Source organism: Dongshaea marina, assembly GCF_003072645.1.
GTDB lineage: Bacteria > Pseudomonadota > Gammaproteobacteria > Enterobacterales > Aeromonadaceae > Dongshaea > Dongshaea marina.
Genome location: NZ_CP028897.1, coordinates 3,263,889 through 3,281,580, shown reverse-complemented (window position 1 = coordinate 3,281,580; position 17,692 = coordinate 3,263,889). Strand labels below are relative to the sequence as shown.

At 54.4% G+C, this 17,692-nt stretch carries 17 protein-coding genes; 6 read left to right on the top strand and 11 right to left on the bottom strand.

What is annotated here, in order from left to right; translation table 11 throughout:
- Window positions 1–430: 430 nt before the first annotated feature.
- From istA to DB847_RS15395, 3 genes are all read left to right on the top strand, one after another.
- A complete protein-coding gene (gene istA / locus DB847_RS15405) occupies window positions 431–1,978 on the top strand; it encodes an IS21 family transposase (protein ID WP_108649425.1) in 1,548 nt (515 codons plus the stop codon).
- A gap of 9 nt (window positions 1,979–1,987) precedes the next feature.
- On the top strand, window positions 1,988–2,743 hold the full coding sequence (istB, locus tag DB847_RS15400) for an IS21-like element helper ATPase IstB (protein WP_108649424.1): 756 nt from the start codon (window positions 1,988–1,990) through the stop codon (window positions 2,741–2,743).
- A gap of 250 nt (window positions 2,744–2,993) precedes the next feature.
- A complete protein-coding gene (locus tag DB847_RS15395; protein ID WP_108651496.1) occupies window positions 2,994–3,434 on the top strand; it encodes a DUF3010 family protein in 441 nt (146 codons plus the stop codon).
- Between the two features lie 132 nt (window positions 3,435–3,566).
- Here DB847_RS15395 and DB847_RS15390 read toward each other — a convergent pair whose 3' ends face one another.
- The gene (locus DB847_RS15390) at window positions 3,567–4,223 is read right to left on the bottom strand and encodes a hypothetical protein (protein WP_108651495.1); all 657 of its coding nucleotides are present in this window, start codon (window positions 4,221–4,223) and stop codon (window positions 3,567–3,569) included.
- 190 nt (window positions 4,224–4,413) lie between these two features.
- On the opposite strand from DB847_RS15390, the gene DB847_RS24450 reads away from it, so the two are divergent.
- The 3 genes from DB847_RS24450 (at window position 4,414) to DB847_RS15380 (ending at window position 6,274) form a co-directional block, all read left to right on the top strand.
- Complete coding sequence (locus DB847_RS24450; protein ID WP_159084659.1) at window positions 4,414–4,581, top strand: hypothetical protein; 168 nt, start codon at window positions 4,414–4,416, stop codon at window positions 4,579–4,581.
- A 294-nt stretch (window positions 4,582–4,875) separates the two neighbouring features.
- On the top strand, window positions 4,876–5,760 hold the full coding sequence (locus DB847_RS15385; protein ID WP_108649240.1) for an IS982 family transposase: 885 nt from the start codon (window positions 4,876–4,878) through the stop codon (window positions 5,758–5,760).
- Between the two features lie 145 nt (window positions 5,761–5,905).
- Window positions 5,906–6,274 (top strand): hypothetical protein, encoded by a 369-nt coding sequence (locus DB847_RS15380; protein WP_108651494.1) that lies wholly within the window; start codon window positions 5,906–5,908, stop codon window positions 6,272–6,274.
- Between the two features lie 93 nt (window positions 6,275–6,367).
- On the opposite strand, the gene DB847_RS15375 is transcribed toward DB847_RS15380, so the two are convergent.
- From DB847_RS15375 to nuoE, 10 genes are read right to left on the bottom strand one after another with little or no spacing between them, the layout of a single operon-like run.
- A complete protein-coding gene (locus tag DB847_RS15375; protein ID WP_108651493.1) occupies window positions 6,368–7,825 on the bottom strand; it encodes an NADH-quinone oxidoreductase subunit N in 1,458 nt (485 codons plus the stop codon).
- A 17-nt stretch (window positions 7,826–7,842) separates the two neighbouring features.
- Entirely contained in the window at window positions 7,843–9,288 is a 1,446-nt protein-coding gene (locus DB847_RS15370) for a complex I subunit 4 family protein (protein WP_108651492.1), read from the bottom strand.
- A gap of 19 nt (window positions 9,289–9,307) precedes the next feature.
- Window positions 9,308–11,161 (bottom strand): NADH-quinone oxidoreductase subunit L, encoded by a 1,854-nt coding sequence (gene nuoL / locus DB847_RS15365; protein WP_108651491.1) that lies wholly within the window; start codon window positions 11,159–11,161, stop codon window positions 9,308–9,310.
- Window positions 11,158–11,484, bottom strand: a complete 327-nt coding sequence (gene nuoK / locus DB847_RS15360; protein ID WP_108651490.1) for an NADH-quinone oxidoreductase subunit NuoK — start codon at window positions 11,482–11,484, stop codon at window positions 11,158–11,160. The genes nuoL and nuoK overlap by 4 nt, the downstream gene beginning before the upstream one ends.
- On the bottom strand, window positions 11,481–11,993 hold the full coding sequence (locus DB847_RS15355) for an NADH-quinone oxidoreductase subunit J family protein (RefSeq protein WP_108651489.1): 513 nt from the start codon (window positions 11,991–11,993) through the stop codon (window positions 11,481–11,483). Before DB847_RS15355 ends, nuoK begins: the two co-directional genes overlap by 4 nt.
- An 18-nt stretch (window positions 11,994–12,011) precedes the next feature.
- Entirely contained in the window at window positions 12,012–12,548 is a 537-nt protein-coding gene (gene nuoI / locus DB847_RS15350) for an NADH-quinone oxidoreductase subunit NuoI (protein ID WP_108651488.1), read from the bottom strand.
- 13 nt (window positions 12,549–12,561) lie between these two features.
- Complete coding sequence (gene nuoH / locus DB847_RS15345) at window positions 12,562–13,545, bottom strand: NADH-quinone oxidoreductase subunit NuoH (protein ID WP_108651487.1); 984 nt, start codon at window positions 13,543–13,545, stop codon at window positions 12,562–12,564.
- Window positions 13,542–15,872 carry an NADH-quinone oxidoreductase subunit NuoG gene (gene nuoG, locus DB847_RS15340; RefSeq protein WP_108651486.1) on the bottom strand — a complete coding sequence of 777 codons (2,331 nt, stop codon included), beginning with the start codon at window positions 15,870–15,872 and terminating at the stop codon, window positions 13,542–13,544. The genes nuoH and nuoG overlap by 4 nt, the downstream gene beginning before the upstream one ends.
- Complete coding sequence (gene nuoF / locus DB847_RS15335) at window positions 15,872–17,140, bottom strand: NADH-quinone oxidoreductase subunit NuoF (RefSeq protein WP_108651485.1); 1,269 nt, start codon at window positions 17,138–17,140, stop codon at window positions 15,872–15,874. The genes nuoG and nuoF overlap by 1 nt, the downstream gene beginning before the upstream one ends.
- A complete protein-coding gene (gene nuoE, locus DB847_RS15330; protein WP_108651484.1) occupies window positions 17,140–17,691 on the bottom strand; it encodes an NADH-quinone oxidoreductase subunit NuoE in 552 nt (183 codons plus the stop codon). Before nuoE ends, nuoF begins: the two co-directional genes overlap by 1 nt.
- Window position 17,692 lies beyond the last annotated feature (1 nt).

Here is a 17,692-nt window from a genome sequence, read left to right as displayed (position 1 = left end):
GCCTGTTTTGAGAGGTGCAGCACCTACAAAACAAAGCACGCTTGTGATTAACGAGGCACTGTTGACGCTTCAGATTGGTTCTGCAGTTGGTAATTTTTCATTCGGCAAGGCAGAAGATGTGCGGTGTAGTTACGCTACATGAATATATGATAGCGCCGCTGGGAGGAGAAAAATAGCTACTGCCCTTCGGGTTGTGTGCGTTTTTTGGTCCATCGCGATCACCCAATAAGATCGATAGCGATCACTGAATAATATCGATCGCGATCGCTCAATAATATCGATGGCGATCACTTTTGAGTTTTATATTATTGGGTGATCGGCATGAATATTATGCAGTCCCGACCGAAATGTTATTCATTTCAACTCCCGTTTCGCAGGTGTTTTTTTAACCGGCTATGCTCTCTGTTTGACCTCGAGCGGAGAGCCAGCCATGCCAACGGTGCATATCACCATGCGAAAACTCAAAGAGATCCTCAGACTCAAGTACCAAGGCGGCCTGAGTCACCGCCAGATCGCAAGCAGCCTGTCTGTGTCTCCGTCGACTGTGTCCAATTACTGCAAAAGGGCCCAACAGATGGGGCTATGCCAATGGCCTCTGCCTGCTGAGTGGGATGAAGAGCGGCTGCGCCGTGAGTTCCTTGAGACCCGGATCACGGTTCGTCAGACACCTCCTCTGCCGGATTGGGCCGTGGCCCATCAGGAGCTCAGACGCAAAGGGATGACGCTACAACTCCTGTGGGAGGAGTATGCTGAGCGACATCCCAAGAACCACTACAGCTATAACCATTACTGCATGCGTTATCGTGAGTGGCGTAAATGCCAGTCTCCCTCAATGCGTCAGAGCCATAAAGCCGGTGAAAAACTGTTTGTTGATTACTGCGGTCCAACCGTGCCCATCGTGGATCCGAGGACTGGGGAGGAGCGTCGGGCTCAGATCTTTGTCGCTGTGATGGGTGCATCCAGCTACACCTACGCCGATGCAACCTTGAGTCAGGGGCTGGAAGACTGGGTGATGAGCCATAAACGGGCCTTCGAATTTCTGGGGGGAGTACCAGAGATGATCGTTCCGGATAATCTCAAAAGCGGAGTCAGTAGAGCGTGTCGCTACGAGCCAGATCTCAATCCTACCTATCAGCAGCTGGCTGCACACTATGGTGTTGCAGTGCTTCCTGCCCGTCCTTACAAGCCCAAAGATAAAGCCAAGGCTGAGGTGGGCGTGCAGATCGTTGAGCGCTGGATCCTGGCAAAACTGCGCCATGAGACCTTCTTCAGTCTGGCTCAGCTAAACCAGCGGATCGGGGCTCTGCTCACCGAGTTGAACAATCGCCCGTTCAAGAAGCTGCCGGGAAGCCGTAAATCACAGTTTGAATTGCTAGACAAACCGGTGCTCAAATCGCTGCCTCAAAACCCCTATCAGTTCACCCGGGTGAAGGCGGTTCGGGTTCATATCGACTATCACATCGAGCTCGACAAGCACTACTACTCGGTTCCCTATACCCTGCTCAAACGCAAGCTTGAAGCGCATATCTGCGACAACCTGGTACGGATCTATCATGGTGGTCGCTGTGTCGCGACACATCCACGCAGCTATCAGCAGGGAGGGCAAACCACCCACCCCGATCATATGCCGGTCGCACACCAAAAGCAGATGCAATGGACCCCGGGACGCTTTCTGAACTGGGCTCAGGAGATAGGCCCCTCCACGCTTGCGGTGATCAAACAGCTGCTCTACCGAAAGTCCCACCCGGAGCTTGGATATCGGGCCAGCCTTGGGATCCTCAACCTGGAAAAGCGATATGGACGCCCCCGCTTAGAAGCGGCCTGCCAGCGAGCAGACCGAACGGGCGTTTACTATCAGAAAGGGATCCGCTCCATCCTGGAAAAGGGGCTGGATGGCCAGCCACTGCCCGAAACTCAGCCGGATCGTCTGGCGGAGCTCACTCACCTCAATATCCGTGGCTCAGGCTACTATCACTAAGGATCAAAGATGACAGAACAACTCAAACAGCAACTTCGGGAGCTGAAACTAAGTGGTATCCGGGATGCCCTGGAAAGGCAACATCAGCAACCCGGGCACTACCAGGAACTCGGGTTCGAAGAGCGACTCAGCCTGCTGCTGGAGCAGGAGCTGACGGATCGGTCTCAGCGGCGGATCGAGCGCCTTATCAAGCAGGCCCGATTCCGGCTGCAGGCAAATCTGGAGCAACTGGATTATCGAAGTGATCGCGGCTTGCATAGAGCCCAGATCCGCTCACTGGCAGAGGGATACTGGCTTAGCCTGGGGCAGACTCTGATCCTGACCGGGGCGACCGGGTGCGGGAAAACCTATCTGGCCTGCGCCCTGGGCCATCACTTCTGTCTGCAGGGACTCGGGGTTCGCTACTTCCGGTTTAAAGAGCTGCTGGAGCAACTGCAGCTGGCTCAGGCTGATGGCAGCTATCGAAAGCTGATGGTTCAGTTGAGAAACACGCCGCTTCTGATCCTCGATGACTGGGGACTGGAGTCGCTGAATGCGCTTCAGCGTAGCGATCTACTGGAGTTAATCGATGCTCGCCATGGTCACGGAGCCACACTGATCGGCAGCCAGCTTCCGCTGGAGCACTGGCACACAATGATCGGTGAATCAACCCATGCGGATGCGATCCTGGATCGTCTGGTTCATGGAGCGATCCGTGTAGAATTATGCGGAGAATCGATGAGAAAAATCACCGCAGAGTTGACGGATGCCGATCACTCAGGGTAAAAAATAACCCAGTCTGTGAGACGGGATGTTGAGGTGATCGACATCATATTATTCGGTGATCGCCATCGCGATAATACGCAGTTGTGCCTGAAAAAGCCCGGTTCATTGTGCATATTACTCATTTAGAGCCACTAAACCACATGATTCGCGTCGCGAACAGAACATTTTCGGGGGCAACAGGTTCAAAATTGGAAACGTCAACAGGGCCTGAGGTACAATGACTTCTTTTTGCAAAAGATTGGATAGCGAAATGAGAGTTTGTGGTGTTGAGTTAAAAGGTGGTGAGGCGAATATCTGCCTGCTAACGCTGGACGGTGATGTATTTGATATCCCCGATTGTCGGCAACGTAAGTTCGCCATTAGTGATAGCAATGATACTCAGCAGATCCGTGACTTTCAGTTTGCGTTCTCCAAGCTGCTGGAAGATTATCAGGTTGAGCAGGTGGTGATCCAGCAGCGTGATCAGCGTGGCAAGTGGGCCGGCAGTGCAACCAGCTTTAAGCTTGAGTCAGCAATCCAGCTGATCCCATCCGTCGAGACTGAGCTGATGGCTCCGACCGAGATCAAGGCTCAGCTGAAGAAGACTCCCCTGTATATCGATTTTCGCGATACCGAGCTCAAGCAGTTTCAGGAGCCAGCTTTTGTTGCCGCTTATGCTTACCTAAGCAAGATCAATAAACTCAAGGGATAAATCAGAGCTCTTATTGTCCTTCAGGGCAGGGGAGTTGCCGGGAGCCAGGGACGGTATGGCTCCTCATCATGGCTGCCCCCTTTGAATCCAAGATGTTCAACCTGAACGCTGTTCAATTTGCTTCGGGAGCTGTCACGCCCTTTTAATACACTCAGTTCTTTGATTTTTTTGTAGTAACAGAAGCTCCACTTTTTCTGTGACATAGACAAGATACTTCTTATTTTGATACTGATAGGAGACAGTTGTCCTTTTCAGTGAGGAAGGGGAAGTGCCATCGGATAGGACAAGAATATCACCCGTTTTTTCATCCATCTGTAACCGGTAGCTATGATGGCCAAACACACATTGGTAATGGCTAAGATCTGTCAGCTTTACAAAGTGTTTTTGCCGGTATGCTTGCTGAGCCTTTAGTCTTGCGGCACGCTCTCTATCCATGATTACTTTACACCTTCCGCGGGTGCCTTTGATGAATCGACCTTTCGAGCATAAGTTTCCTCCCCATATATACAGCTTTTCATCGTAGACCTGGATCTCAAACCAGTCAAAAGCACCCTCGGTGATCCCGGTATTTTGAAAAGCTTTGATCTCATATCGAAAGGGAGTCGGGCTGAAATAGACTTCGCGATACTTAGTTCCTGGACCTTCTCTCAGAGGCCCTGGTAATGACAAAACCTTTTGACCCGTCGAAACAGTTGGGGATGCTTGTTCGCCAGCCCGCACATTGATCGATGTGATGATAAGGCATACCAGAAGTAAACATTTGATAGAGCGTCGTCCCAAGAGTTTCATCCTCATGAAAATACCGAATGAATAAAGTCATTCTTAACTTACCCAAGTGAGTCATATTAATAGCATAGCCAGAGTGTGCCACAAATCAGCAGCTTGCCGGGCAGGTCGTTACGGCAGAAATTGTGGTAAAACCCTGAGTATTTCATGGTAGAATCGCCCCGATTTGTTGAATCCCATAAATAGTGAGTCTATGGAACGTAAAATTCTAAAGTTGAAATCCTGCCGTAAAGCGCAGAAAAATGAAGTGGTAGAGCTCTCAGAGGAGTCGGCGAACGAGCGCGCCGAGGAGATTTTAAAGCCTCAGTCCCTGAGCGATGCCCTCAAAAGCGCCCTTGAGAAGCAGCAAAAAACCGACTGATCCCGGGAGGGAGTTTGCCTCTATAATCCCTTTATTAGCACACTCCCGAAAACCCCCTCTGTTCTTTTCGAAAACCACTCAAGCGATTAGCTGCAACTCTTTTTTGCCAGACAACTCTGTGTGTGAGGTATCCCTGGATACCCCTTGCTACCATCCCTGTTTACTTTCGAGCTTGGCGAAAAATAAAACCTTCATAGCATAATTTAACCTGAGCTGCGCATAAGAGGGGAACTAAAAGCCCAAGCTGCGATCTGATCGTTTGTCCAGAACCATCAATCGCCAAGGAGCTTGGGCATGATCAATTTAGAAGCTATTTTCGTTGATGTCGATGATTTCTGTCAGGTCTTTCTACCCGCTTGGCAAAAACAGCAGATCTCCTTAGGTGTGAAGCAGCGGAACAGACCCTCTCGCCTGGCTGTCAGTGAAGTGATGACCATCGTCATCGCATTCCATCGCTTGGGATTCCGAGACTTTAAATCCTATTATCTTCAGTTCGTATGTAAGTACTGGAAAAGCGAGTTCCCCGGCCTGGTGAGTTACACCCGGATGTTGAAATTGATGCAAACGACCCTTGTCCCTTTGTGCTCCTATCTCACCCACAGACAAGCAAAACCTACTGGGATTGCATTCGTCGACTCAACAAAACTTCAGGTTTGCCATAACCTTCGCATCCCTCGACATCAAGTATTTCAAGGTGCTGCCAAGCGTGGCAAAGGAACCATGGGGTGGTTTTATGGATTTAAATTGCACCTTATCATCAATGATCAAGGTGGTGTTATCTCGGTCAAATTAACCCCAGCCAATGTTGATGACAGAACTCCTCTTCCTGAAATGTGCGAGCAGCTCTGGGGTTCACTCTATGGAGATAAAGGCTATATTTCAGGACCACTTGCAGAAGAGCTGGCAGACCAAGGGGTCACATTAATTACCAGCATCAGGAAGAATATGAAACCAAAGTTGATGCGGCTATGGGATAAGCTGATGCTTCGCAAACGCTTCATCATTGAAACCGTCTTTGATCAGCTGAAGAACATCTCTCAGATAGAACACTCACGGCATCGTAGCTGCGTCAGCTTTATGGTGAATCTCCTTGCTGGCCTCATTGCATATACCTTCCAGGAAAAGAAGCCGAGCATCCGAATGTCTCGGCTTGAAAAGGAAGCGCTTATGCAGATCTGAGGTTAATTTATAATCCGGTGAGAGTGGTTGTTCAGATTCGTTTGAGTTAGATCATGGTTTGTAAAATTATGCGTCAAAACATTTTGTGTCAGCTCGAAGAGGGAGTACAACTGAGAAGGTTGATACAACTGAGAGGGGAAATATCATGAAAAAATTCCGTACTCTGGCGATGCTGGCCCTGGTGGTGGGTTCAAGTGCGCTGGTGGTTGCCTGCGGCGGTGACAAGCAGGATTCAGCAACTGCAAAGACGGAGCAAGCAGCCACGACTCAGGCCGCAGCAGGCACTTCTGCATCGGATCAGGCTCAGCAGTGTTTGGATCTGGTGAAAGCCAAGCAGTACAAGGAAGCATTGGCGCCTTGTCAGACCGCGGCTAAGGACAAGACCAATGCTGCCGTGACTAAAGCCTATGAAGAGACCAAGCAGGCCTTGATGACTGCAACCGATAAGGCAAAGGATATGGCTGCCGATGCCAAAGATGCCGCATCTGATGCGATGGATAAGATGAAAAACTGATCCGGTTTATCTGCTTTTCTCATAAAAAAGCTCTGCCTAGGCAGAGCTTTTTTTGTGTGAGCCACCGCGCGGGCGGTGGCCGTATACCAGCCGTTAGATCAACTGATTGAGGATGGTATTGGCAAAGATCCCAAAGCCGATGGTGGCGATGGCACTGACCACAATCACCGCGCTCGGACCAAAGCTGACGACCAGAGCTCCCTCTTGCCTTGGGGTTGAGGCCGCTTCGGGGGCAGCTGAGAAGAAGATCACCAGAACTCTCAGGTAGTAGAAGACCGAGGTTGCCGCACCGAGAGCAGCAATCAGGGTGATCAGCCAGTGATGCTCCGCCAGCACCTGAGTGAAGACGAACAGCTTAGCAAAAAAGCCTGCGGTTGGTGGGAAGCCGGCCAGAGACACCATCGCAATGGCCAGTGCCACCCCGGCCAGCGGATAGCGGCGCCCAAGGCCACGGTAGCCCTGAATATCGCCGGATGGGTTAGTCTGGGCCAGCAGTGCAATCACTGCAAAGCACACCATGTTCATCACCGCATAGCACAAACCATAGTAGCTGGCGCTGAGCAACACCTGGCCGTTAAATACCAGGGAGTGATTGGCCTGGGTAGGTGCAATCAGGGCGATTGCCATCAGGATATAGCCAAAATGGGCGACCGAGGAGTAGGCCAGCATCCGCTTGAGGTTGCTCTGGCGCAGCGCCAGCAGGTTACCCAGCACGATACTCAGAATAACCATTCCCCACAGCAGTGGTGCAAATTGCTGCCAGATCTCACTCATGGCTATCCCAAGGTGTAGCAGGAACATCAGCATGGCGATCTTGCCAATCGAGCCGATAAAGCCCATCACGGGTGCCGGAGCGCCATGGAATACATCGGCCAGCCAGCAGTGGAATGGGGCAATGGCCAGATCAAAGGCGATCCCTGCAATCATCAGGCCCAGGCCAATTTTTACCAGCAGGGGCAGGGCGTGTGGCTGCTGCAGGCTATCGATGATGGCAGGCAGGTAGACTGTGCCACTTCCTGCATAGATGAGCACGATACCAAACAGCATGATCACCGCAGCCAGGGTGGCGGTCAGGGCAAACTTGATTGATGCCTCGATCGCCCCCTTGCGGTTCGGCTGCCAGGCGATGAGTGCCAGGACCGACAGTGTGGTCAGCTCCATTCCCAAAAACGCCGCCAGCAGGTTGACCGAGGCGCTTAAGATCAGGGTTCCGGTTACACAAAACATCACCAGGGAGTAGAAGATCTCATCGATCTCCCCCTCCAGGGGCTTGTAGTTTTGCGCCAGCAGTATGGTCGCCAGTCCGCCGCAGCTAAACAGCAGCCACATGTTGTGGGTGACCGGGCCAATCGAGATGAACTGCTCAATCTCACTGGCCTGGTTATTGGTCACCATCAGGTAGAAGATGGTGGCCAGCAGAATAACAACACTACCATAAAAGGCGGGCTTGGCGTTGTTGACGCCAGGCCATACCCCGAGTAACAGCACCACCAGGCCACCGATCCCGGTCAGGATAATCGGCAGCAGGGTATATAGATCTGCAAATGTCATCAGTAATACTCCCGAGCCTATAGCTTAATGGTCATCAGCGTATGCATGGATGCCCCTATGGTGTGAACAATGCCGTTGGGCGCCAAACCGATCCAGAACAGGGCGATGATCAGGATGGCCGAGACCGCCTTCTCACGACTGCACAGATCATTAAATACCGCGCGGCTGTTACTTTCAGGGCCCAGCATGGAGCGACCATAGACCCGCATACAGTAGATGACGCTCAGCGCTATGGTGATAGAGCCCACGGTACCCCACAGCATGGAGCGGCTGAAGGCCCCGGCCAGGATCAGTACCTCTCCGGAGAAGTTGGCCAGTCCCGGCATGCCGATGGTGGCAACGATATACACCAGGAACACGATGCCAAGCTTTGGCATCTGCTTGAATAGTCCGCCCATCTCCGACATAGGACCAAAACGGCCACGGTCGGCCAGCATGCCAGCGATGGCAAACAGGCCTGCAACGGAGAGGCCGTGAGCCAGGAGCTGCAGCACGGCGCCATTGATCGCCTGTAGTTGCCAGGCGAAGATTGCCAGCACCACCACATTCATATGGCTGATACTGGAGTAGGCGATAACCGAACGCAGGTTGGTTTGGCGGATAGCCAGCAGTGCCGCATACAGGGTACCTATGGCTCCCAGCGCCATCCCGTAAGGAGCAAAGCTTGCAACCGCATCCGGGAACAGTGGCACACAAAAACGCATCAGGCCGTAGGCACCGGCGTTGGCCATGGCACCGGAGAGCAGGATTGCAACCCCGGGATCACTATCGCGGTAGGTGGCTGGAGCCCAGAAGTGCAGTGGAAAGGCTGGGATCTTGACCCCAAAACCCAGCAGGAAGGTGGCCAGGATCCAGGGAGCGGCCTCACCGACAATCGGGGTTTGCAGCAGTGCCTGGTAATCAAAGGTGTAGGTTCCGGTCTGGGCGCCATGGGCCAGGTACAGACCGATGAGACCTAGCAGCATCAGCAAAGAGGCCGCAATGGTAACCAGCATGAAGCGGGTCGCCGCCACCCGGGCATTTTTCTCTCCCCACAGACAAAGCATGAAGTAGATAGGGATCAGCATCAGCTCCCAGAACACATAGAAGAGCATCAGATCTGAGGCTTCAAAGAGACCTACCAGACCAGCGACGGTAGCCAGCAGCAACGGGCCGAAGCCACGCCACTGTTTGATCCGTTCCCAGCTTACCAGAACCGAGACAATGCCCAGCAGTGCCGATAGGGTTGCCAGGGTTAGTGACAGGCCATCCAGACGCAGGTGATAGCTGATCCCAAGTTGCGGGACCCAGGCCATGGAGAGCTCAAGGGGATAGAGTCCCTTGATCCATATTCCGGCTAACACCAGGGTTTCGATCACAATAGTGGCCAGGGTCAGTGAACGAGCCAGCTCGCTACGTTCACGGCAGCCAAGCCAGATCAGCGCGGCTGCAATCAGTGGAAAGTAGATTAAAAAATTCAACATGTTCGACTTCCTAAAGTTGTCAGGCCAGGGCGAGATAGCCGAGGATCAGGATCACACCCACCACCATAAACATCAGATAGCGGACAACAAAATTGCCCTGAGCGGCACTCACTGCACCCGAACTCACTGACAATAGCTGACGAACACCGTTAGACAGTACCGAGTTCAGCACCACCTTTTCGATCACCAGCTGCAGTGCATCACACAGCATCACGAAGGGGCGGACAAACACCAGCTGACAGAGATCATCCCAGTACAGGCCCTTGCTCAGTGCCTTGATATCCCCGGTTCCCCTGCCTTTAAGTTCACGCTTGACCAGGGGCCAGGCCAGCCAGATCCCAACGATGGATGCGATGGCGCCGATCACCTCAAGGATGGTATCTGAGATATGTCCAGGCATGCGTGGCGTTCCCAGAACCGGATCGATAAAGTGCAGCAGCAGGTGTGGACCCGGCCAACCCTCAGGCATCTGAATAAAGCCGATCCCGATGCTGGCAATCGCCAGGATGATCAGTGGAAGCTTCATGCCCCAGCGCATCTTGAAGGGCTTGATCTCGCTGCGTGCTTTGCCGGTAAACACCATGAAGTACATCCGCATGCTGTAGATACCTGTCAGAACCGCACCGATTAGACCTAAAGTGGCCAGCAGGCCGCCATGAGGCGCGGCGAAGTCGGCTGCGATGATCGCATCCTTACTGTAGAAACTCGCGGTAACCAGCGGCAGTGCGGCCAGTGCCAGAGAGGCGGCCAGATAGCAAAGACCCAGCAGGGGCTGCTTGCGGTAGAGACCACCCATCTTACGCACATCGGACTGGCCGCCATACATATCGATGATCGCGCCCGAACCCATAAACAGCAGTGCCTTGAAGGCTGCATGTACCGCCAGGTGGAACAGGGCCAGTGAGTAGGCACCGATGCCGACCGCAGCAAACATATAGCCCAGCTGACTGATGGTGGAGTAAGCCAGGATCCGCTTGAGATCATTTTGACCCAATGCCGAGATCGCGGCATAAACCAGGGTGACAGATCCCACCAGGGCGACCCACCAACGCACATCCGGAACCAGATCAAACAGCACATGGGTGCGGGCGATGAGATATACACCGGCGGTTACCATGGTTGCCGCGTGGATCAGGGCCGAAACCGTAGCCGGGCCAGCCATCGCATCCGGTAGCCACAGGTGCAGCGGGAACTGAGCCGACTTGGCAAAGGCACCGATCATGAACAGGATACAGATGGCTGCCAGTATGGTTGGATTCGCCTGAGCGGCGCCGGAGAAGATGTCCTGCATACTGACACTGTGGAACTGGTAGAAACACAGGAAGATCCCAAGGGCCAGTGCCGTGTCGCCGATACGGGTGGTAACAAATGCCTTACGACCCGCATAGACGTTCTTCTCTTTACCGTAATAGTGTGAGATCAGGGCATAGGAGCAAAGACCCATGATTTCCCAGCCTGCGTACAAGAGGATCAGGTTATCCGAGGTCACAAACAGCAGCATGCCACCGACAAACAGGTTGAGGTAGGCAAAGTAGCGACGGCCTCCGTCCTTGTTCTCCATATACTGGTTGGAGTAAAGATGGATCAAGAAGCCAACCCAGCTGGTGACGCTGACCATGATCAGGCTAAAGCGATCGATCCGGAAGTTGATGGCAGTTTGCCAGTCTCCCACGGAGAGCCAGCTGTAGATATGCTGGGTTACCGGCTCATGCCAGATCCCGTTGTACCACAGGCTGGCAACCACCAGGGCGGAAACAAACACACTCAGCGTGGCGATATAGCCATAGACTCGGGTTGGAAGACCACTGATCAGGGCGATGATCAGGGCTCCCAGCAGAGGGGCTGATGGGATCAGCCATAACAGTTCTTTCATAGTAACTCACCTTCCTGGCTCAGTTCATCACGCAGGGTATTGAGCTCATCAATGCGGGTGGTCTTGAGGTAGCGATAGGACATCATCGCCAGCAACAGGGTAATGGCCAGTTCACTGCCGGCAACCAGCATGATAAACAGCCCCATCACCTGTCCTCCTGCACTATGCCAGTACTGTCCGGCCGCGACGGCGGCCAGCACGGCACCGTTGAGCATCACCTCGATACCCATCAGGATAAACAGCAGCTGACGACGTACCAGGACGATCGCAAGGCCGATCAGAAACAGCAGACCCGAGACTGCCAGTAGACTCAAAAGGTTCATGACTTCTCCTCATCGTGCTGCATGTGACGGGCAAAATAGATGACGGCAACCATGGCAGCTAGCAGCAGGGTTGAGACCAGCTCTACCGCCAGCTTATAGTGACCAAACAGCAGGGCTCCGACCTCGTGGGCTCCGATCATCTTGAGCTCAACGGGGGCAAGATTCGGGGTGCCGTGAGAAAAAATAAGGGCAGCTTCGATCACCATCAGGATCAGCAGGATCAAGGGTAACCAGCAACGCTTATCCTTCAGGTTGAAGGATACCGTGCGATCCAGCGGGCTGAGCATGATAAAGAACACGAACAGCACCATGATCGCTCCCACATACAGGATGATCTGCATCATCGCCAGGAAGGGAGCTCCCAACAGATAGAAAACCAAGGCCAGGGCCAGCATACAGGTGGTCAGATAGACAGCACCATGCATCGGGCGCTGCACAACCAGCAGACTGGCGGCGCAGACCACAGAGACTGCGCAGGCAAGCCATAACACTATGCTCCAAAGAATCATTGTGCCACTTCTCCGATATTAGGGCAGGATAGAATAAACATCGACGGGAGCGCGCTCATTGTCGCCCTCTCCAACGGCTTTCCCCTTGATGGGAACACCCGCATGCTCAAAGTAGTTGAAATCCGGATACTTACCGGTTCCCTTGACCAGGAGATCGTCTTTCTTATAGACCAGCTTCTCCCGGGAGTAGCTTCCCATCTCAAAGTCATTGGTGCTCTGAATGGCCCGGGTCGGGCAGGCCTCTTCACACATGCCGCAGAAGATGCAACGTGAGAAGTCGATCTCAAAGCTTTTGGGATAGCGACGCTCATCTTCGGCTCGCTCGGTGCCCTGAATGGTGATCGCCTGGGCGGGACACACAGAGGAGCACAGATAGCAGGCGACACAACGCTCTTCACCATCCGGGGTGTGGGTCAGGATCAATCGGCCGCGCCAGCGACCCGGGATGTCCGGTTTCACTTCCGGATACAGGACGGTATCGCGCTTGGCGAAGGCATGCTTGATGGTTGCACCAAATGCACCTGTGATCTCGCCGATATATTGAGTAATTTTCATGGGTGACAGACTCCTAGTGCATCCAGATAATGCCAATCACGGCGGTCGCTATGGTATTGACCAGACCCAGTGGCAGCAGGAACTTCCAGCCAAAGGCCATCAGTTGATCCCAGCGGGTTCGCGGCACACTGGCTCGCATCCAGATATAGAAGAACACCAGCAGCATGGTCTTAATCGCAAACCAGACAAAGCCCATGATTGGCCACTGCTCGGCCATCGGGCCGTGCCAGCCCCCAAGATATAGGGTGGTGGTCAGTGCAGAAACCAGCACTACGCCCAGGTATTCGCCTAAGAAGAACATCGCAAAGGGCATCCCGCCATATTCGGTGTTAAAACCGGCGGTCAGCTCGTTTTCCGCTTCCGGCATGTCGAAAGGCAGGCGGTGGGTTTCGGCAATTCCCGCGATAAAGAACACCAGGAAGCCCACAGGCTGTAGAACAACATTCCACCAGGTGCTCTGGCCGTTGACGATATCGGACAGGCTGAAGCTACCGGAGATCATCACCACACCCAGCAAGGCAACCCCCAGTGACAGCTCATAGCTCACCAGCTGCGCTATGGTACGGATCGCTCCGAGCACAGTATATTTACTGCTCGAAGACCAGCCACCGAGGAATACCCCGTAGCAGTGCAGGGAGCTTAAGCCCAGGATCAGCAGCAGGCCGACGTTAAAATCTGCTGCCCAGTAGTAGTCCTTGGTCCAGGGCACCAGCGCAAAGCTGGTCAGAACCGTCACCACCACCAGGACCGGAGCCAGCTTGTAGAGCTTTCTGTCGACAAAACCGGGCAGGAAGTACTCCTTGCTGAGCAGTTTGACCGCATCGGCGATCGCCTGCATCATCCCGAAGGGACCGGCCCGGTTGGGGCCGTATCTATCTTGCAGCAGGCCGAGCAGACGCCGCTCGGCAAACACGGTGAAGCCGGATGCCAGGATCAACACCAGAGTGGTCACGACCATTCCGATGATCACCAGGACCCAGTAGATAGCCGGACTCATGATGCTTCTCCTTGTGATTCATTTGCGCAGGCATCCTTAAACAGTGGGCCTGCCGCAGCCACTTGAATATTCTGGCCCGGGTAGTTGCCAAGACAGGCGATACTGGCCCGGGACAGGGCGATGCTATAGGGAGCTACCTGGGGGGAGATGACAACCTCAAGGGCAACCGAGCCACCCTCTCCCTGCAGGGTCAGGTGATCCCCCGAGCCCACATTGATCGATTTTGCCAGTGATTCGGAAAGCTGTGCCTTCTCAAGTGGCTTGAGGGAGTTCAGCTCTTCGACGAAGCCTGCAACCTGCTCGTCGCCGTGCCAGTGGGCCAGCTCCAGGTGTAGGCCCTTATCATCGGCTAAGGTGACCGGGCTATTGCCCTCATCCAGATTCAGTAAGGACTCAACGACAGAGAAGCTCAGACGGATCCCCGGACCTTTCGCAGAAGGCTTGTCCAGTATCAGCTGTGCCAGGTCGGCATCGATCACCTGCTGAGCCGCAGAGCTCATGCTGAGCTTGAGCTGCTCGGGACGGAACAGTGGCTCTTCACGCTGATAAGACTGCTCAAACGCCTGGATGCGGCCTTCATAGTTGATGTTGAGGCCACTGCGCTCAACATGGGCCGCGGCAGGCAATAGCAGGTCGGCACGTTTGGCGGTCTCACTCATGACAGAGTCGATGACAACCAGCTGTTTGATCTGCTCAAACGCCTTGTTCCAGCGTGGTGCATTGATTGCGCTCAGAGGATCGTTGCCCACGATCAGCAAAGACTCGATCTCTCCGTTCTCAATGGATGCCAGCAATTTCTCTGAGCTGTTGGCTTCACTGAGCAGGCTGGCAGCGTAAGAGCCAGCCGCAGGCAGGGCAAAGCCCAGCTTGCTGTTTGGCAGCACCTTGGCGATCTGTGCAATTTGTTGCTGAGTCTGCTGATTCATCAGCTCGGCAACTCCCAGGATCACCGGGTTCTCAGCAGCTTTCAGTGCCTTGGCCCAATCTGCATATTCAGCAGCCTTACTCTTACTGCTCAGGGTAGCAGACAGCTTGCCAAGAGCCTGCTCCCACAGGTTGGATGGGCAGAGCTTGGAAGATGACTTTGGATGCTTCTTCAGAAGGCTCGCCAAAATTGATGGGGCTGAGTGCAGCATCAGCACAGGCGCCTGCTTTTTCAGGGCCTGGCGCACCGCCAGCTCCATCATGGGAGCGTGCTCGGTAAGCTCCCCGATAACCAACACACAATCGGCTTTTTCAATCTCAGGAATTGATGGCGTGTTGTCGCTATGGCTCACTGCCAGTTTGGTGCGATGCTCCAGCTCAGGATCGGCAAAGGCACTGAAGGGCACCTTAATTTCCCGGGCCAGTTGGCGCAGGATCAGGTTCCCCTGCAGATCTTCGCGTTCGGAGCCAAGGATTGCGCCCTTGGTGCCCTCCTGCAGGAACTGCTTAAACAGTTTTCCGGCATCTGCGTCATGGAGCTTCTGACCCTTCTTATACACGGTCAGAGGACGGCTTTTAGCCTCGGCTGCATGGGCACCGTAACGGCCCCGGTCACAGATAAAGTGGGCATTGAGGGCGTCGTTGCCACGCGGGGTAATTTCACGCAGGGTGCCCTGGCGACCGGCTGCCTGGATATTACAGCCGACGCTACAGTGGTTACACACAGAGGCGCCCTTATCCAGCATCCAGGTCCGCGCATACTTGCGGCGGAACACCTTGTCGGTGAAGGTACCGGTCGGGCAGACGGTGATGAGATTCCCGGCAAACGGGCTGTCAAAGGCGCCATCGTCGGTGCGGCGAAAGCTCACGTTATTGCGCGAGCCCATCACCCCGAAATCATCGCCCAGTGCATATTCCTGGTAGAAGCGCACGCAGCGGTAGCAGGTGATACAGCGGTTGGCTGTATTCCACACCAAAGGCCCAAGGAACTGATTGGGTGCGGTGCGCTTGGTGCCGTCATAGCGGCGATAGGCGTGGCCGCTCAGCACAGTCATATCCTGGAGGTGGCAGTCGCCCCCCTCATCACACACCGGGCAGTCGTTGGGGTGGTTGGTCATATAGAACTCAACCACGTTTTTCTGGATCTGCTTGGGCTTGTCGTCTTGCAGCTTAAAGCGCATCCCTTCGGCGGCCTTGATGGTACAGGACATCACCACCCGGGGACGCTCACCCTCTTTCTGTGGCACCGTCTCCATGGCGCAGGCGCGACAGGATCCAACAGAGCCCAGTGCAGGGTGATAACAGAAGTAGGGGACTTCGATACCGGCACGCTTGGTGGCTTCCAGAACGTTGTCACCCTCATTAAATTCAACCGGTCTGTCATCGATATAGATGGTACCCATCACTGACCTCCTTGCAGGGTGCAGCACTGATTCTTGATGTGTGCTTCAAAGACATGGCGGAACTGCTTGAGGGCTCCCTGAACCGGCATTACCGCACCGGGAGCATGAGCACAGTGGGTACTCGGGAAGATGGTGTCACACAGCTCCTCGACCAGCGCCAGATCCTTATCGGTGGCGGTGCCCTCTTCGAACTTCTTCATCACATGAACCAGGTAGGGCAGGCCATCCCGGCACGGGGTACAGAAGCCGCAAGACTCCATGGCATAGAAGTCCACCACGTTGATCAGGTAGTCGATGGGGCAGATGCTGTCATCCATTACGATAAGACCACCGGTTCCAAGCCGCGATCCAACCGAGGAAGGACCATCCCAGGTCAGTGGGATATCCAGGTGCTCGGGCAGCATGAAGGGGGTGGAGGTTCCACCAGGCTGGAAGGCGACCAGCTCCCGTCCTTCGCGCAGGCCACCGGCATGCTCATAGATAAGCTCACGGGCGGTGGTACCCATGGGTAGTTCGAAGGTGCCAGGCTTGTTGACACAGCCGGACACCTGATAGATATGGGTGCCGGTTCCGCCATTGATCCCCTGGCCTTTGAACCAGTCGGCCCCCTTGGTCAGGATATAGGGAACATGGCTGACGGTTTCGACGTTGTTGACAACCGTGGGCTGTCCCCACAGACCGCTGACGATGGGGAAAGGAGGCTTGGAACGTGGGTTACCGCGGCGTCCCTCAAGGGCGTTGAGCAGCGCTGTTTCCTCACCACAGATGTAGCGACCGGCGCTCAGGTGGACATCGATATCCAGGGAGTAACCAGAGCCGAGAATGTTTTTGCCAAGATATCCGGCTTCACGGGCTTCCTGAACCGCTTTTTCAAGGCCTTCAGCGCCGCTACGATACTCACCACGCACAAACACGAAGGCTTTATCGGCATCCAGCACATAGGCTGAGGCGATCACCCCCTCGATGATGGTATGGGGATCGCGATACAGGATCTGACGGTCCTTACAGGAGCCGGGTTCGGATTCATCCAGGTTGATCACAAGATAGACTGGGTGTGGGGCATCTTTGGCCAGAAATCCCCACTTCACGCCCGTTGGGAAACCGGCACCACCACAACCACGAAGGCCAGAGTCTTTAACCTCCTGGAGCAGCTCATCCCGAGGGCGTCCCAGGATATTGTTGAGGCTTGCATAGCCGCCCCGATCACGAAAGCCGGCCAGATCCAGCGGGGTCTTTTGATCAAAATTGCGAGAAAGAATCGGCTCCATTACTTCGGCTCCTGTGATTGGGGCTTGAGAGTCGCAATGAGACGCCCGTTGGCACTTGCTTCGGTGGAGTTCATCGCCTGGGAAACGTAGCGGGCCATTTCGTCACGGATCTTGTCCGGGGTCAGCTCGCCCAGCACCTCATCATCATTGACCAGAGCGGCCGGGGCGCGATCACACAATCCAAGACAGATGCTTGGCAGAACCGTCACCGAGCCATCTTCACTGATCTCACCCAGTGGCACCCCGGATTGTTCCTGGGCTGCGGCCAGCACCTCTTTAGCGCCACGGGTGTGGCAGGAGATATTGGTACAGACCCGGATCAGGTTGCGTCCAACCGGGCGGCGGCGCAACAGGGTGTAGAAGGTGATGATCTCATCGAGCTGCACAGGAGAGAGGCCGGTCAGCTCGCCCACCTCATCCATGCTTTCTCGCGGGATGTAACCATATTTATCCTGAACAAAGTAAAGGCAGTAGATAGCGCCGGCACGCGGCTCGGGATAATGCCCAATATGTTCTTTGAGATGTTCAATCTCTTGTTCGTTTAAAGTCATT

Excerpts from the sequence above, each read along its gene's own strand:
- DB847_RS15370 (WP_108651492.1), bottom strand. The coding sequence starts at position 9,288 with ATGTTGAATTTTTTAATCTACTTTCCACTGATTGCAGCCGCGCTGATC.
- nuoH (WP_108651487.1), bottom strand. The coding sequence starts at position 13,545 with ATGAGTCCGGCTATCTACTGGGTCCTGGTGATCATCGGAATGGTCGTG.
- nuoF (WP_108651485.1), bottom strand. The coding sequence starts at position 17,140 with ATGGAGCCGATTCTTTCTCGCAATTTTGATCAAAAGACCCCGCTGGAT.
- istA (WP_108649425.1), top strand. The coding sequence starts at position 431 with ATGCCAACGGTGCATATCACCATGCGAAAACTCAAAGAGATCCTCAGA.
- nuoK (WP_108651490.1), bottom strand. The coding sequence starts at position 11,484 with ATGAACCTTTTGAGTCTACTGGCAGTCTCGGGTCTGCTGTTTCTGATC.
- DB847_RS15385 (WP_108649240.1), top strand. The coding sequence starts at position 4,876 with ATGATCAATTTAGAAGCTATTTTCGTTGATGTCGATGATTTCTGTCAG.
- DB847_RS15395 (WP_108651496.1), top strand. The coding sequence starts at position 2,994 with ATGAGAGTTTGTGGTGTTGAGTTAAAAGGTGGTGAGGCGAATATCTGC.
- DB847_RS24450 (WP_159084659.1), top strand. The coding sequence starts at position 4,414 with ATGGAACGTAAAATTCTAAAGTTGAAATCCTGCCGTAAAGCGCAGAAA.
- DB847_RS15390 (WP_108651495.1), bottom strand. The coding sequence starts at position 4,223 with ATGAAACTCTTGGGACGACGCTCTATCAAATGTTTACTTCTGGTATGC.
- DB847_RS15380 (WP_108651494.1), top strand. The coding sequence starts at position 5,906 with ATGAAAAAATTCCGTACTCTGGCGATGCTGGCCCTGGTGGTGGGTTCA.
- istB (WP_108649424.1), top strand. The coding sequence starts at position 1,988 with ATGACAGAACAACTCAAACAGCAACTTCGGGAGCTGAAACTAAGTGGT.
- nuoL (WP_108651491.1), bottom strand. The coding sequence starts at position 11,161 with ATGAAAGAACTGTTATGGCTGATCCCATCAGCCCCTCTGCTGGGAGCC.
- DB847_RS15355 (WP_108651489.1), bottom strand. The coding sequence starts at position 11,993 with ATGATTCTTTGGAGCATAGTGTTATGGCTTGCCTGCGCAGTCTCTGTG.
- nuoG (WP_108651486.1), bottom strand. The coding sequence starts at position 15,872 with ATGGGTACCATCTATATCGATGACAGACCGGTTGAATTTAATGAGGGT.
- DB847_RS15375 (WP_108651493.1), bottom strand. The coding sequence starts at position 7,825 with ATGACATTTGCAGATCTATATACCCTGCTGCCGATTATCCTGACCGGG.
- nuoE (WP_108651484.1), bottom strand. The coding sequence starts at position 17,691 with ATGACTTTAAACGAACAAGAGATTGAACATCTCAAAGAACATATTGGG.
- nuoI (WP_108651488.1), bottom strand. The coding sequence starts at position 12,548 with ATGAAAATTACTCAATATATCGGCGAGATCACAGGTGCATTTGGTGCA.